Origin of the sequence: Pyxidicoccus sp. MSG2, from assembly GCF_026626705.1 — a bacterium.
In the GTDB taxonomy this organism is placed as follows: domain Bacteria; phylum Myxococcota; class Myxococcia; order Myxococcales; family Myxococcaceae; genus Myxococcus.
The window spans coordinates 4,436,845-4,451,080 of record NZ_JAPNKC010000001.1 but is presented as its reverse complement, the minus strand read 5'-3'; the positions used below and the strand labels follow the sequence as shown (position 1 = coordinate 4,451,080).

At 70.2% G+C, this 14,236-nt stretch carries 13 protein-coding genes; 6 read left to right on the top strand and 7 right to left on the bottom strand.

Annotation, left to right across the window (positions count from 1 at the left end; genetic code table 11):
• Window positions 1–10: 10 nt before the first annotated feature.
• Window positions 11–526 (bottom strand): hypothetical protein, encoded by a 516-nt coding sequence (locus tag OV427_RS17005; protein WP_267857174.1) that lies wholly within the window; start codon window positions 524–526, stop codon window positions 11–13.
• A gap of 219 nt (window positions 527–745) precedes the next feature.
• On the opposite strand from OV427_RS17005, the gene OV427_RS17000 reads away from it, so the two are divergent.
• On the top strand, window positions 746–2,290 hold the full coding sequence (locus tag OV427_RS17000; protein WP_267857173.1) for an alkaline phosphatase D family protein: 1,545 nt from the start codon (window positions 746–748) through the stop codon (window positions 2,288–2,290).
• 3 nt (window positions 2,291–2,293) lie between these two features.
• Here OV427_RS17000 and OV427_RS16995 read toward each other — a convergent pair whose 3' ends face one another.
• Window positions 2,294–2,671 carry a Fic family protein gene (locus OV427_RS16995; protein ID WP_267857172.1) on the bottom strand — a complete coding sequence of 126 codons (378 nt, stop codon included), beginning with the start codon at window positions 2,669–2,671 and terminating at the stop codon, window positions 2,294–2,296.
• Window positions 2,672–2,798: 127 nt separating this feature from the next.
• On the opposite strand from OV427_RS16995, the gene OV427_RS16990 reads away from it, so the two are divergent.
• A complete protein-coding gene (locus OV427_RS16990; RefSeq protein WP_267857171.1) occupies window positions 2,799–3,335 on the top strand; it encodes a class I SAM-dependent methyltransferase in 537 nt (178 codons plus the stop codon).
• Window positions 3,336–3,498: 163 nt separating this feature from the next.
• Here OV427_RS16990 and OV427_RS16985 read toward each other — a convergent pair whose 3' ends face one another.
• From OV427_RS16985 to OV427_RS16970, 4 genes are all read right to left on the bottom strand, one after another.
• Window positions 3,499–4,314 (bottom strand): hypothetical protein, encoded by an 816-nt coding sequence (locus tag OV427_RS16985; protein ID WP_267857170.1) that lies wholly within the window; start codon window positions 4,312–4,314, stop codon window positions 3,499–3,501.
• Window positions 4,315–4,529: 215 nt separating this feature from the next.
• Window positions 4,530–6,158, bottom strand: coding sequence for a serine/threonine protein kinase (locus tag OV427_RS16980; protein ID WP_267857169.1), 1,629 nt, complete (start codon window positions 6,156–6,158; stop codon window positions 4,530–4,532).
• A 110-nt stretch (window positions 6,159–6,268) separates the two neighbouring features.
• Window positions 6,269–7,015, bottom strand: coding sequence for an ABC transporter permease (locus OV427_RS16975; RefSeq protein WP_267857168.1), 747 nt, complete (start codon window positions 7,013–7,015; stop codon window positions 6,269–6,271).
• A 38-nt stretch (window positions 7,016–7,053) separates the two neighbouring features.
• Window positions 7,054–7,986: an ABC transporter ATP-binding protein gene (locus OV427_RS16970; RefSeq protein ID WP_267857167.1), complete on the bottom strand. Its 933-nt coding sequence runs from the start codon at window positions 7,984–7,986 to the stop codon at window positions 7,054–7,056.
• Window positions 7,987–8,283: 297 nt separating this feature from the next.
• On the opposite strand from OV427_RS16970, the gene OV427_RS16965 reads away from it, so the two are divergent.
• Genes OV427_RS16965 through OV427_RS16950 form a run of 4 tightly spaced genes read left to right on the top strand, consistent with a single transcriptional unit; the run spans window position 8,284 to window position 11,648 of the window.
• Entirely contained in the window at window positions 8,284–8,589 is a 306-nt protein-coding gene (locus OV427_RS16965; RefSeq protein WP_267857166.1) for a hypothetical protein, read from the top strand.
• Complete coding sequence (locus OV427_RS16960) at window positions 8,589–8,846, top strand: hypothetical protein (protein ID WP_267857165.1); 258 nt, start codon at window positions 8,589–8,591, stop codon at window positions 8,844–8,846. Before OV427_RS16965 ends, OV427_RS16960 begins: the two co-directional genes overlap by 1 nt.
• Window positions 8,843–10,393 (top strand): PepSY-associated TM helix domain-containing protein, encoded by a 1,551-nt coding sequence (locus tag OV427_RS16955; protein WP_267857164.1) that lies wholly within the window; start codon window positions 8,843–8,845, stop codon window positions 10,391–10,393. The genes OV427_RS16960 and OV427_RS16955 overlap by 4 nt, the downstream gene beginning before the upstream one ends.
• A 40-nt stretch (window positions 10,394–10,433) precedes the next feature.
• Window positions 10,434–11,648, top strand: a complete 1,215-nt coding sequence (locus tag OV427_RS16950; RefSeq protein WP_267857163.1) for an MxcI — start codon at window positions 10,434–10,436, stop codon at window positions 11,646–11,648.
• Here OV427_RS16950 and mxcH read toward each other — a convergent pair.
• Window positions 11,645–14,233, bottom strand: coding sequence for a TonB-dependent siderophore myxochelin receptor MxcH (mxcH, locus tag OV427_RS16945; RefSeq protein ID WP_267857162.1), 2,589 nt, complete (start codon window positions 14,231–14,233; stop codon window positions 11,645–11,647). The genes OV427_RS16950 and mxcH overlap by 4 nt on opposite strands.
• Window positions 14,234–14,236: the final 3 nt, after the last annotated feature.

Here is a 14,236-nt window from a genome sequence, read left to right as displayed (position 1 = left end):
GGCTGGGCGCTCAGTCCAGGAAGCCGATGGTCTCGCTGCGGTCCACGGCCTCGCCGTAGACGGTGTAGCCGTCGTACCAGCCGGTGTCCTTGGTGCCGAGCTTGTCCTGCATGAGGTGGGCGTGCGGGCCGGTGGCCTGCCCGGTGCCGCCGGCGTTGCCAATCTGGCAGCGGTCGCAGGTGCGGTTGCGCGAGTCCGCCGTCTTGATCCAGTGCTTCTGGCGGAACGTCCAGCCGCTCTGCCAGAGGTGGCGCGCCTCGTTGGCGTTCTCGTAGCCGTTGCCGTTGCAGACCACGCCGGTGGTGTTGATGGAGACGGTCCACGAGACGGAGCCGACCACGCCCGTCTCGGCGCCCCAGTAGTTGCAGCTGCCGGGGCCGATATCCACTGCGCCGTGGTAGCCGCCGCTCGGGTAGTAGGTGGTGGCCGTCACGGTGCCGGGGAACGGGGAGCGGACCTCGTGCGCGGGAGCTGCCATGGGCACGAGCGCCAGCGCCGCCAGACCTGCCTTCAGGGTGTTTCGCATCGGGGGGTTCCTTTCGGACCGTTCGTCGGTCCGCGGTGGAAGAGGCCCCACCCCCCACCGCCGTCTCACGGAATCGGGCGGGCACGCGTGTCTTCCCGTGCCGCCTCCCCGCCTGCCCCACGGGCGGTGGAGCGGAGCCTCCACTTCGGGCAGGTGCTTTCCGGCGGTTCGGGCCTTCGGCTGCTGGTCCGAAGCCTCGGGCGACACCACTGTCAGTACATGCGGACGGAGCAGCCCCAGATGGAGCGGGCGGTGGCGGTGGGTCGGGTCAGCCCCCGGGGCGTGCGACTGTGGATGCGCTCTCCCGGTGGAGGGCCCCACCGCCTGGAGCTCTGGCTGGCCGCCGCGCCGTCGGAGCGCGTCACGTACGACTTCGACGTGGGGGACCGCTCGTACAGCGACCACACCCATGCCTTCGCCTTCCCGGATGACCTCCCCGGGGCCCGGCCGCTGGAGCCGGTGACGGAGTACGGCTTCCGGCTGAGCCGCGCGGACGGCGTGCTCGTGGGCGAGGGGCGCTTCGAGACGCTTCCCTCCCGGCGCAGCCAGATGCCGAAGCGCTTCTGCATTGGCGTGGCGAGCTGCCACCAGCCCTTCGACCAGCAGGGACAGATGCACGAGATGGGCGTGCGCATGCTCCGCGTCGCCCGGACCGCGTGGGAGCGCTGTGACGTGAAGCAGGTGCTGTGGGTGGGCGACCAGCTCTACGCGGACTTCCCGGAGGAGCAGTCGCTGTTCGACCCGGAGTACTTCAAGACGGTGGGGCTCCCGGGGCGTAGGAGCCTGCTGGAGTGCACCCACGACGAGGCGCTCGCGGTGTACCACGCGCGCTACCGACGCAACTGGGGACACCCGGACTGGCAGGCGCTGCAGGCGCGCTTCCCGGGCTACCCCATCCTCGACGACCACGAGGTGGTGGACAACTACGGCTCCCTGCCCGAGCACCACGAGCCGAAGTGGCGCCACCTGCGCGACGCGGCCGAGGCGGCCTACCGCCACTACCAGCAGTCGCGGGTGGTGCCGCTGACGCCCGGCTTCGAGGGCCCCTACGACTACAGCTTCGAGTACGGCGCCGCCGCGGGCTATGTGCTCGACGTGCGCTCGGAGCGGCGCTCCACCGACGGAGACCACGCGCGCATCTTCGCGCCGCACCAGTTGGAGCACTTCTCCACCTGGCTGAATGCGAATGCCGACGCGCCGGTGCTCTTCATCGTGGTGAGCGTGCCGCCATTCTTCATGCCGGCCTGGCTGTCACGCATCGCCCGCTACGTGCCGGGCAGCTTCCGCGAGGACGCGCACGACCGGTGGATGCACCCGCAGTACCGCGCCGACCGCTGCCGCATGCTGGAGCTCATCAAGCACCACCAGCAGCGCCACCCGCGCCAGAAGGTGGTGCTCGTGGGCGGCGACGTGCACGTGGGCTACGTGGCCCGCTGTGACTGGCGCACCGAGCCGGCGACGTCCCTCTTCCAGTTCGTGTCGAGCTCCATCACCCACAAGATGTCCTCGCTCGACTGGCACATGGCGCGCCACATCCCCCGCACGCACTTCGCGCTGTCCGATTTGGACGGGAAGTGGGCGCGCATCCACCTGCTGGGCGGCAGCATGTCGCGCGTCTTCGAGCAGCCGGTGGGGGGCCTCAACGTGGGGACGATTGAAGTCGAACTCGACGGGGACGAGGTGCGGCTCAACTTCAAGCTGTACGGCGAGGACGCGCACGCGCCCGAGGAGCCGAAGCTCCTCTTCGAGTCCGGCTTCCAGTGAGCGTCACATCAGCAGCCACATCGCGAATTCGCCCTGCGTCTTCTGGCTGTCCCTCAGGTTTGGAATTTCGTTGGCCGTCAGCCAATTTTTGATTTCCGATACACTGCGGTTCAGGGGGATGCCCTGGGCCTGAAGCTGTTGGTGGATGGCAATGGCGCCGGTGCGGGTATTTCCATCGTTGAAGACCTGGGCGAGATAAATTGTCAGCGCGAGGTACGCGGCGCTCTCGTAGTCGTTTGTCATCTCATTCGCCCTGGAGATGATCTTCTTCAAGTCCTCCTGCTTTCGGGCCATGTCATGGCCAAAGACGGACTCCAGCTCGGTGATCTTCCGGACCTCCTGGTTGATGCCAACAAGGTCTTCAAAAGTGTATTGAGGCATGAGCCTTCTTTCTGCCGGTGGATGGAGACACCGGGGGCTGATACAGGGTGAAAAAGCTCAGCCTAGTGGATGCGTGAAATCGCAAGCCACAAGGAAACCCCGCCATCCTGGCGCATCCTGGGCGGCGATGGCCCTCTTCGAGGACCCGGAGCGCGACGCATGGCAGAAGCCCGCCGAGGTCATCGCCGCGATGGAGATTCCGCCTGGGGGCAAGGTCGCGGACATCGGGGCGGCGACGGGCTACTTCCCGGTGCGCATCGCCCGGGCCCATCCCGACGCAACGGTTTACGGCGTGGACATCGAACCGGACATGGTTCGCTACCTCGGTGAGCGCGCGGAGAAGGAGGGGCTGACCCACCTCGAGGCGGTGCTGGGCGAGCCCGCCGACGCGAAGCTTCCGGAGCCGGTGGACCGCGTCCTCCTCGTCGACACCTACCACCATCTCGCCGAGCGCCCGGCCTACTTCCGCAAGCTGGCGGGCTCGCTGCGACCGGGGGCCCGGGTCATCGTGGTGGACTTCAAGCTCGACTCGCCGATGGGGCCCTCCAGGGAGCACAGGCTCACGCCGGAGAAGGTGGGCGAGGAGATGGCCACCGCCGGCTACAGGAAGGTCGGCGAGCGGGACCTTCCGTACCAGTACGTGCTGAGCTTCGAGCGCACCTGAGCGGCGTGGCCGACAGCGATGCCCGGCGCGCCATCCTCATCCGGCACGAGGCGCGCACCGACAGCGCCTCGCTCACGCACCTGCGCATCAAGGGCCTGTCATCGAACCAGGCGCTGCGGCAGCGGCTGCGCTGGACTGAGGAGGACGCGCGCCCCGCGCGCCCTCAGCTCCCCTGCAGCACCCACCGCGGCGTCTCGCCCGCCTCGGTGCTCAGCTTGACCTCCAGCCGCTTGCTGGAGAGCGAGCGCATGAACCAGACGCGCACCTGGTGCTGGCCCTGGGACCAGAAGGCGAAGCGACAGTAGCCGGAGAAGTTCTCGGTGAAGATGATGTCCCCGAAGGTGTCCGTCCCCCCGTTGGCCGGGGCCTCGCCCACCGCGACCGAGTTGGTGAGGGTGTAGTGGTCGGTGCCCGAGAAGGTGAGCCTGACCGTCTGCGAGGGCGCCCCGGTGGTGCCGTTGTCGCTGACCTCGGTCACGGTCCACGGCCCGCCGGCCTTCACGGCCGCCCACCACTGCGAGCAGCTCGCCGACTGCTGCAGAGTGGAGGCGCCGCCATCCTCGTCCTCGTCGCCACCGCTGACCTGCGTGAAATGCGCCACCGAGCCCGAGAGCGCCTGGCTGCGCAGCGTGATGAGCGTGCCCTCCGTCTCGATGCTGACCACCGTCCGGGTGTAGCTCGCGAGGATGCCGTCGACGAGCTCTGGATTGACGAGCTGGCCCAGGCACTCGGTGTCATCGCACTCGATGTCCTGGATGAAGGCATCGCCGGTGTCGAACACGGAGCGGTTGGTCCCGAGCGGCGAGTCGCCGAAGTCGGTCACGACGGCCGTGTCACCCTCGAACTCGATGGTCAGGCCGTCCACGCCACGCCACACGCCCTCGAGCGCATCCTTGAGGGGGTTGCCGCAGCCGCCGAGGACGAACAGGACGGAGAGGCAGAGCGCGGCGGTAACGGAGGTGCGGAGCAGGGTGTGCATGGCCGTTCTTCTACCCACAGGCCGTGTCCCTGGTCGAGGTGGACGTCGCCGCGCTCGGAGACGTCCTGCGCCGGATCACTGTCGACGTCACGGGCGGAGCAGCCGCCCAACGCCACGCTGAGCACGACGAACATCCAGGTCTTCAAGCCGCTTTTTTCCCTGAAGTGAGCATCGGACGCAGGGCGGGGCCGCCGTACGGGAGGCCCGCCGCGTCTTCAGCGCCCCGTCTTGATGCCCAGGTTGCCGGTGCCCGTGCCGGGCTTCTTCGTGCCCGGCGGGGTGCCCGGCTTCCCACCCTGGGGCCGCAGCGCCAGGTTCAGCTCGCTGTCCGTGGCGGACACCCGCCGCGTCACCGGCTCGTACCCGTTGAGCGCGAGCGTCACCTCCACCGAGGAGGTGCCGGGCTTGAGCGTGAGCGTCGTCGGCGTCTTCGTGTCCAGCGTCTCGCCGTCGATGCTCACCGTGGCGCCGGGCGGCTCGGAGAGGACGGGCAGCTCCACGGCCCGCTCCGGCTCGGGCGTGGGCTGCGCGGGAGGCTGCGCCGGCTGCGTCACGGTGACGGGCGGCGGAGGCGGATGCACCGGCGTCACTCCGCCGGGCCCGCGCAGGAACACGAGCGCCGCGCCGGCGATGAGCAGGCCCACGCCGGCGACGGCCACGGGCATCCAGGGCACGCGGCGCGCCGCCTCGGGCCGGTCCAGCGCGGCGGTGCCCCGCGACTTCTCACGCGCGGGCGGCGCGGCCAGGGCCTGGCGCGAGCGCGTGCTCGGGGCGGGGCCCTGCGACGGGCGCGCGACGGCGCGGGACGCGGCGGAGCGCGGTGCACCGGGGCCTCCGGGCACGCCGCTCAGCGAGGAGTTGGAGCGCGAGTCCAGGTCCGCGTCCTCCGCGAGCTGGTCCAGCTTCGCCGGGTCCGCCTCGGTGGCGATGCGCTCCGCGTAGACTTCCCGCAGGTACGCGGACAGGTGCGCGCTGCTGGAGGGCAGCCGCAGGTTGAGCGCGTAGTCCTCCAGCGCCAGCCGGAACGCGCCGCAGTCCGGGAAGCGAGCCTCCGGCGTGGGGGCCAGCGCCTTGAGCAGAATCTCATCCAGCCCCGGCGGCAGCCGCGGGTTGAGCTGCGACGGCCGCGGCACCTGGCAGTCCTTCACCAGCCGCAGCGTCATCATGTCCGACTCGCCCTTGAAGAGCCGCTTGCCCGTGAGCAGCTCCCACATGACGATGCCCAGCGCGAACAAGTCGCTGCGCGCGTCGATGCTCTGCCCGCTCGCCTGCTCGGGAGACATGTAGGGGTACTTCCCCTTGAGGACGCCGGTGGCCGTGTTCTGGCTGCTGGTGGCCGCCTTGGCCACGCCGAAGTCGATGACCTTCACCCCGCCGTCGAAGCCGACGAGGATGTTCTGCGGGGACACGTCGCGGTGCACCAACCGCAGCGGCTTGCCCTGCGCGTCACGCGCCTGATGCGCGTAGTGGAGCCCCGCCGCCGCGTCCGCGATGACGCGCAGAATCAGCCCCACCGGCAGCGGCTTGCCCTGCGCCCGGGAGAACTTGTCCAGGCGACGCACGTCGTCACCCTGGACGTACTCCATGGCCAGGCAGTGCCGGCCTTCAATCTCCGACAGGTCGAGGATGGTGATGAGGTTGGGGTGCGTCAGCCGCGCCACCAACCCCGCCTCGTCCAGGAACATGCTGAGGAACTCATCGTCCTCGGCGAGGTGGGGAAGGATGAGCTTGAGGACCACGAGCCGCTCGAAGCCCGTCCCATGCTCGCGGGCGAGGAACACCTGCCCCATCCCCCCAGAGGCAATCTTTCGAAGCAGCTCGTACTTACCGAATGGCACAGCCATGATGTGCCCTGAGGATATCCCCCTTTCTCACCGGGTGGGAAATGCCCAGTCAGCCAATACCCCACAGATTCCCCGTCCTCCGGGGTGATTGGCAAATCAATATGTAGGGGTCAGGCCTTCATTTTGTAACCGGATTGTAACACGAGCCACGTCGCGACGGTGGCCACCACGGCGACGCCGGCGAGGATGGCGCCGCCTCCCACCGGGGAGAAGCTGCTCTGGCCCAGCATGCCGTAGCGCAGCCCCTCCACCATGTAGACCATGGGGTTGAAGAGGCTGACCTCCTTCCACGGCGAGGGCAGCGTGCGCACCGAGTAGAAGACGCCGCCCAGGAAGGTGAGGGGCAGCATGACGAAGGTGGGGAAGAAGTTGATCTGCTCGAACTTCTCCGCCCACACGGCGGCCAGCATGCCCAGCACGCTGAAGACGTAGGACGACAGCAGCAGGAAGTACGCGGCCACCCACGCGTGCTGCAGGCTGAAGCCGGTGAAGATGGCGGCCACCGCCCAGGTGAGGCCGCCCACCACGAGGCCGCGCACCATGGCGCCGCCGATGAAGCCGGCCATCAGCTCGCCGGGGCCCAGGGGCGACACCAGCAGGTCCACCACCGTGCCCTGAATCTTGGTGATGAACAGGGACGAGGAGCTGTTGAGGAAGGCGTTGTTGGCGATGCCGAGGAAGACGAGCCCGGGCACGATGAAGTGCAGGTAGGGCGTGCCATCCACCGTCTGCACCCGGCCGGAGATGGAGTAGCCGAAGACGATGAAGTACAGCGTGGTGCTGATGAGGGGCGAAAGGACGGTCTGGCCCGGCACGCGCATGAAGCGCCGGACCTCCTTCGCGAACAGCGTCTGCATCCCGAGGACGTTCATGATGGTCAGTGGGCGCGGTGGGTTCAGGCGGCCTGGGGACGGCCGCGGAGGATTTCGATGAGCACGTCCTCCATGCGCGAGCGGCGTGTCTCCACGTCGGCGATGGGCTGCCCTTCCGCATACAGCGCGCGGAGCAGCTCGCCGGAGGGCGCGCAGCCCTCGCGCTCGACGTAGGTGAGGGCGCGGCCGTCCGCGGAGAGGCTGGCGGCGAAGCGGCGGCCGGCGTCGGACAGGGCGGTCTGGGGCTGCTCGAAGGTGACGACGACGCGGCGCTCGCCGAAGCGGCGCAGCAGCGTGGCCTTGTCCTCCACCATCAGGAGCTTGCCCTCGTTGATGATGCCCACGCGGTCGGCCAGCTCCTCCGCCTCTTCCAGGTAGTGCGTGGTGAGGACGATGGTGGTGCCCTCGGCCGCGAGCCTGCGCACGTAGGTCCAGAGGTCGCGGCGCAGCTCCACGTCCACGCCCGCGGTGGGCTCGTCGAGGAAGACGAGGCGGGGCTTGTGCACCAGCGCCTTGGCGATGAGCAGCCGGCGCTTCATGCCGCCGGAGAGGGCGCGCGTCATCGCGTCCTTCTTGGCCTGGAGGTTGAGGGCGGTGAGCACCTCGTCGATGCGGGCCTCGTCCCGGGGGCGGCCGTAGTAGCCGAGCTGAATCCGCAGGGACTCGGCCACGGAGAAGAACGGGTCGAAGTTGATTTCCTGCGGCACCAGTCCGATTTCGTAGCGCGGGGCCACCGGGTCCTGGTCCAGGTCTTTTCCGAAGACGCGGATGGTGCCGGAGGTCTTCTTCACCAGGCCGCACACGCTGCCAATCATCGTCGTCTTGCCGGCGCCGTTGGGGCCGAGCAGGGCGAAGATTTCGCCCGGGCGGATGGAGAGGTCCATCGACTGCAGCGCGGTGAAGGTGCCGTACCGCTTGGTGAGTCCCTGGAGCTCGAGAGCCGGCGTCGTCGACATGGCGGCGCCTCGAATAACACCTTCGAGGCGGGCGCGCCCGACTCTCGCGGAGAGGGTGGATGCGCCCGCGCTGTCCGTTGCGCGCCGCACAACGCTGGCGGCGTGGCAGCCGGGCCGAGCGGGGCCATGGTGTCAGCGATTGGCTTCGTTCGAGAGAACCAGGAACTCCGTGCATGCGCGGGGAAGCAAGGCGTCGAGCCCCGGGGCTCGCCTTGACTTCGGAGCGACGGTGCGGTTCAAGTGACTTCGTTTTCAGTATTGAGAATTGTTCTCAATATCACTGCGCGTGAGGAGGCGATGGCGCTTTCGACCCTGCTGTTGCTGCTGGGCATCGCCGTGCTTCACGGGGCTGCCGTGCCGGCGGGGTGGCATGCGCTTCACCGCGGGTGGGGGAGGGCGAGCGGTGGCGTGGCCCTGGTGGCGGGCGTGGCGCTGGGGGTGAAGGCGCAGGGACTGGCGCTCGGGCTGACGTGCGCGCTGGTGCTGGCCATGCTGGCCACCGCGTTGCTCGCGTTGTGCGCGCCGCTGTGGCCGCGCGCCACGCGGCTCGTGCTTCCCTTGAGCGCCGTGGGACTCGCGCTGCTGTGGCTGGGGGCGGCCTGATGGCGCACGTGCACGGAGCCGGCCGGATTGCCGCCGCGCTGACGGGGGCTCCCGGGGCCGCGGTGCTCGCGACGCTGGCGCTCGCGGCGGTGCTCCCTGTTCCGGGTGACGTGCGGCTTCTGCTGGCGCTGCTCGCCGTGCTGCCCGCGGTCGCCACCGCCGCGTGTCTCGCCCTCCTGGCGCGGAGCGCGGTGCGCGCGTGGGTGGGCTCGGCCCTGGTCGCCGCCGTGGCGGCCGTCGTCCTGGTGCTCACGTGAAGCTCTCGCCCCGCGCCTACGCGATTCTCTGGGACGCGCACGCCTGGGCCGGCGTGCTCTCGTCGCTCGTGCTCTTCGTGACCTTCTTTCTCGGCGCCTTCGCGCTGTTCGCCGAGGAAATGGCCCCCTGGCAGGAGCCGACGTTCCGCGCGCCCATCGCCGTCTCCGAGGCGCGGGCCGTCCAGCTCGCCCAGCAGCTCGCCGACGCGGAGGCGCCCTCCCGGCCGGCGTGGTTCGGCCTCTCGCTGCCCACCGACGAGGAGCCGTGGCTGCGCATCTGGCGCCTGTCGCCGGAAGGGCCCATCCGGCACACCTGGTTGGACCCGGTGTCCGGCCGTCAGCTCGGTGAGCGCAGCGACCTGGGCGAGTTCCTCAACGCGATGCACTTCCTGGAGCCGCTCCCCGGCGGCACGCACGTGTCGGGCCTGGCCTCCGTCGTGCTCGTGCTGTTGATGGGAACGGGGCTGCTGCTCCAGCTCGGCAGGCTGGTGCGGGAGTTCGTGCAGTTCCGTCCCGGCGCCGCGCGGCGGGTGTTCTGGTCCGACGCGCACAAGGTGATTGGCGTGGTCAGCGCGCCCTTCCTGCTCGTCTTCGCGCTCACCGGCGGCATCCTCTGGGTGGACGACTGGTTCGAGCCGGCGGTGGTGAAGACGTCGCTCGCCGGGGATGCAAAGGCGAAGGAGCAGGCCGTGGACTGGCCCTCGCCGCCGGCCGCCTCGGGCAGGCCCGCCGGTGCGCCCGACCTGGCCCGCGCGCTGGCCCTCGCGAAGGAGCGCTTCCCCGAGTCCTCACACCACTGGTTCTTCTTCGACAACCTCGGCGACGAGCACGGCATCGTCCACCTGCCCGGAGAGCAGGCGGGCACGCTGCACGCCTTCACGCACGTGCGGGTGTCGAAGGCCGGAGCCGTCATCTGGGCCCGCGAGGCGGGCGGTGCGACGGCCTACACGCGCGTCATGGACCCGCTCTATGGCCTGCACTTCGCCACCTGGGCCGGCTTCCCCGCGAAGGTCCTCTACGCGCTGCTCGCGCTGCTCGTCTCCTTCGGCATCCTCGCGGGCAACCTGCTCTGGCTGGAGCGGCGGCGCGTGAAGCAGCCGGGCCGCTTCGACTGGACGCTCGCGAAGCTGACGTCGGGCGTCTGCGCGGGGCTGCCCCTGGCCGTCGCCGCCCTCTTCGTGGCCAACCAGCTGCTGCCCGCGACGCTCGACTCGCGCCCCCGCTGGGAGCATGGCGTCTTCCTCGCGGCGTGGGGCCTGGCCGTGGGCACGGCCTTCGTCGAGCGCTCCGCCGCGCGGCATGCGCGCAGGTTGCTCGTCGTCTCCAGCGTGCTGCTCCTCGCCGTGCCGCTCATCGACGCGGTGCGCACGGGCCGGCTTCCCTTCGCCTCGGGCTCGTCCTTCGTGCTGGCCACGGAGGTGGGGCTCATCGCGCTGGGCCTGCTCCTGGCCGGCGCGGCCCGGGGCATCCGCCGGCTCCAGCGGACGACACCCTCGACTTCACCTGCCGCGGTGGACCCGGACGCGCCCGCTCCCGTGCCGACCTGATTCACCGTGCCTTCCCCTCTTCACTGAACGGAGAACCCCCATGAGCAGGCTGCGCCGCATCGCCTCATCCACCCTCGTCCTCGCCGCCGTCCTCACCGGCTGCGACGAGGACCCCGACAAGACGCCGACGGACGCCGGCACCGAGGACAAGCCGGTGTACAGCCTGGCCACCTCCGTCTTCTCGCAGGCGGGCAGCGCCACGTATGTGAGCGTCTTCGACTCGCTCGACGTCACGGGGTTGGATTTGGAGAAGGCCCGCGAGCACTCCGGCTTCGCGACGATTGGCGCGGTGGACGGGATGCTCTTCGTCGGGGCCGGCGAGGGACCCGAGCTCACGCGCTACACCGTCGGCGACGACGGGAGCCTGACGGAGGCGGGGAAGCTCAGCTTCGCCAGCTACGGCCTCACCTCCTCGCCGCTGTACCTCAACACCTTCGTGGACTCGTCCAGTGCGTACATGTCGCTGGAGGAGACGAAGCGCATCGTCTGGAACCCGTCGACGATGCAGATTGCCGGCACCGCCGAGGCGGCGGGCCTGGCGCGCGAGCGCGAGGGGCTGGTGGCGAAGTCCAGCTATGACCGCGCTCGCGTGGTGCGGGACGGCTACTCGTTCCAGGCCTTCTACTGGACGGACGGCAATTACTACGACTTCCTCCCCAGCTCGCAGATTGCCGTCTACTCCAACGCGGACGACAGCCTGGTGAAGCTCATCGACGCGCCGTGCCCGGGGCTCGACGTGGCGACGCAGGACGAGGCCGGCAACCTCTACTTCAGCAACTGGGTGTTCAGCGCCGCCGCGCCCGTCCTCGAGGACGACGCGCCCGCCACCTGCGCGGTGCGCATCAAGAAGGGCGAGCTGGCGCTGGACACGGGGTGGACGAAGTCGCTGTCCGCCATGGTGGGCGGCCGGCAGACGGCGGCCTTCCGCTACCTGGGCAACGGCGTGGGCGTGGTGGCCGCCTTCGACAAGGAGCACGCCGGCATCACCGCGGAGTCCCAGCCGAACGTCGTCACCGGCGGCAACCACTGGAAGCTGTGGCGCGTGAATCTGGAGACGGGCACCGGGGCGCCCGTCGAGGGGCTCGACTACATCGCGGGCGGCTACTACGCGTTCCTGATTGAAGGGCGCACCTTCCTGCTGCTGCCCACGGCCGACTACGCGAAGACGTCCGTGTGGGAGCTGGGCGTGAATGGCGCGGCGGTGAAGCGCTTCGAGACGACCGGCTGGGCGTACCAGTTCGTGAAGGTGCGCTAGTACTCCAGCGTGCCCTTGAGCCAGCCCGCGCGGCCGGGCCGCTCGACGCCGAAGAAGTCGAAGACCCTGGCGTCGGTGACGTTCTCCAGCTCGGCGGTGAGGCCCACCGTGAGGCCGCCCCGCCGGACGCGGTAGCCCACGCCCGCGGCCTGGACGAGCTGGGCGTCGATGGCCTCCTTGGAGTCCACGGCGCCCAGGCCGCCCCAGTTGCGGAAGAAGCCGTGGACGTAGCGGGTGCTCCAGAAGGGGGACAGCTCGTCCTCCGCGGTGGCGAGCGCGCGCAGCGACATCCGGGCCGTGGCGTTGGCGAAGAACCACGGCCGGTTCGGCAGGCGCTGTCCCTCGAAGGCGCCGAACGTCCCCTGGTCCGAGTCGTTGCGCAGGTCCTGGAAGGTGGCGTTGGCGTCGAAGCTGAACAGCCCGCCCGGTGAGCTCCACCCCGCCGCGCCCTCCACGCCGAGCACCCGGGCCGCGTACACGTTCTGGTAGCTCCAGTCCCTGTCCCGGCCCGCGAGCAGGATGAGGTTGTCCGCGAGCCGTGCGAAGCCGTTGAGCTCGCCCCGGAAGGCGCCCAGCCGTGTGCGCAGCGGCACCGTGGCCACGCCGACGTTGAGGTTGTGGCTCTGCTCCGGCTCCAGGTCGAGGTTCTCATTGATGAGGACGCCGTTGCCGAAGACCTCGTCCGCGCGGGGCAGGCGCGTGGCGCGCTCATAGCTGGCCTTGAGGTAGACGGGCTCGCTCAGCCGGAAGCGCAGCGCCGCGCCGCCGCCGAGCCGGTGCAGCTCCCGGTCCTTGTTCCGCCACCCTCCCGTCTCGGCGGGCTCCTGGGCGCGGCCCGCGTAGACGTAGTCCTTGCCGAAGACGATGACCTCGAGTGCCTCGTCGAGGAGGTCCACCTCGTACTCGAGGCCGGTGACGAACGAGAGGATGGAGCGGTCCGCCGAGAGCGGGTCCGGGTCATCCGGGCTGACGCGTCGCCGCTCCTCGCCGGTGCGCATCGTCAGCGTCGGCGCGACGGCGAGGCGCAGTTGCTGCGTCTTCGCCACGTCCCAGGCGACGTTGGCGCGGCCGTACACCGCCTGCTGCCAGACGGTCTGGTCGGCGGGGCTGTTGTCGGTAATCTCCCCCGCACCTCCCAGGTACACCTGATTGCCGAACCAGTCGTAGACCCACTCGGACACGTCGACGAACTCGGTCTGCTGCCAGCCGTAGCCGGCCAGCACGTCCATGTGGACGCGCGGCGCGAGGGCCTTCTCGTAGAGGAGCTGGGCACCCAGTGCGGAGGCGCCGTAGCGCGCCTCGCCGTACGGGGCCCCCGACATCACCAGGTTGTGTTGCAGTTCCTTGTCGTGGGTCGAGCCGAAGGCGCGCAGGGTGATGCGGTCGGCCCAGGCGAGCCCCGAGTAGCCCGCCTCGAGTCCGCCGCCGAGCGCCTGGTACCCGTCATGGAAGCGCCGCACGGTGACGGGGACGACGCTGCCGTGCGCGTCGGCGGCCTCGGTGTCCACGGAGTAGTCGTTGTCCGTGGTGTCGGCGAAGAAGTGCGCCCGGGCGAAGAAGCCGTCGGAGCCAGGCTTGTAGCTGCCGCCGAGCGTGAGCCGGAACGTCCCGAAGGCGCCACCCTGGAGCGACGCGGCGCCGTGGAGGCCGTCCTCCAGCGGAGCGGACGTGAGGTTGACCGCGCCGCCGAGCGCATCCGCGCCGTACCGCACCGGCACCACGCCCCGGTAGAGCTGCACCGAGTCCACGAGATTCACCGGGACGTTGGCGACGCCGAACGGATAGCCCGCGAGGTCCAGGGGCACGCCGTCGAGGAAGAAGCGAATCTGGTCGTCGGTGAGGCCGTTGAGCGAGAAGAGCGCGGTGCTGCCGAGCCCGCCGGTGCGGCGCACCTCCACGCCCTCCTGCGAGGCCAGCACCTGCCCGAGGTCTCCAGCGCGGGCCTTCGCGCGCCGGGTGCTGATGACCTTCACGGCCTCGGCGGACTGGCGCATCCGCTCCGCCTCCGTGCGGCCCGATACCGTGGTCTCCAGGCCCTTGCTGTCGGCGGGGGGCTGGGTTTCGGTGGCGGCTCCGGTGCCGGGGACCGGCGCCTCCGCCGTGGCTTCCGCGGGAGGCGGCTGCTGCGGCGCGTCCGGGGGCGCGTCGAGCCGGAAGGTGTGGACCAGCTCAATCTGGCAGGCCACCACCTCGCCGTCGACGCGCGCGGGCTCGAAGCGGAAGGCGAGGCTGGCGGTGCGGATGGCCTCGTCGAAGGCCGGGCCCGCGGATCGCACGACTTCGGACTCCGTCACCGCGCCGTGCTCGTCGATGGTGAGCCGCAGCACCACCTCGCCCTCGCGGCCGGCCGTGCGCTCCGCCTCCGGATAGGGAACGGCGACGTCGTCGATGCGCTGGGGGGGGATGACACCGGAGGTGGGCGTCGCCTCCTGCGCGGGGACCGGCTCCGTCGGAGTGGCCGCGTCCGCGGCGGCTGGTGCCTCTCCCGGAAGCGCCGCCTCCGAGGCAGGCGGAGGCTCGGAAGGGCCTTGGGGCACGGAGGCCACGGAGAGGAGCAGGGCGAGAGACGTGAGAGGCGAGAACATCCG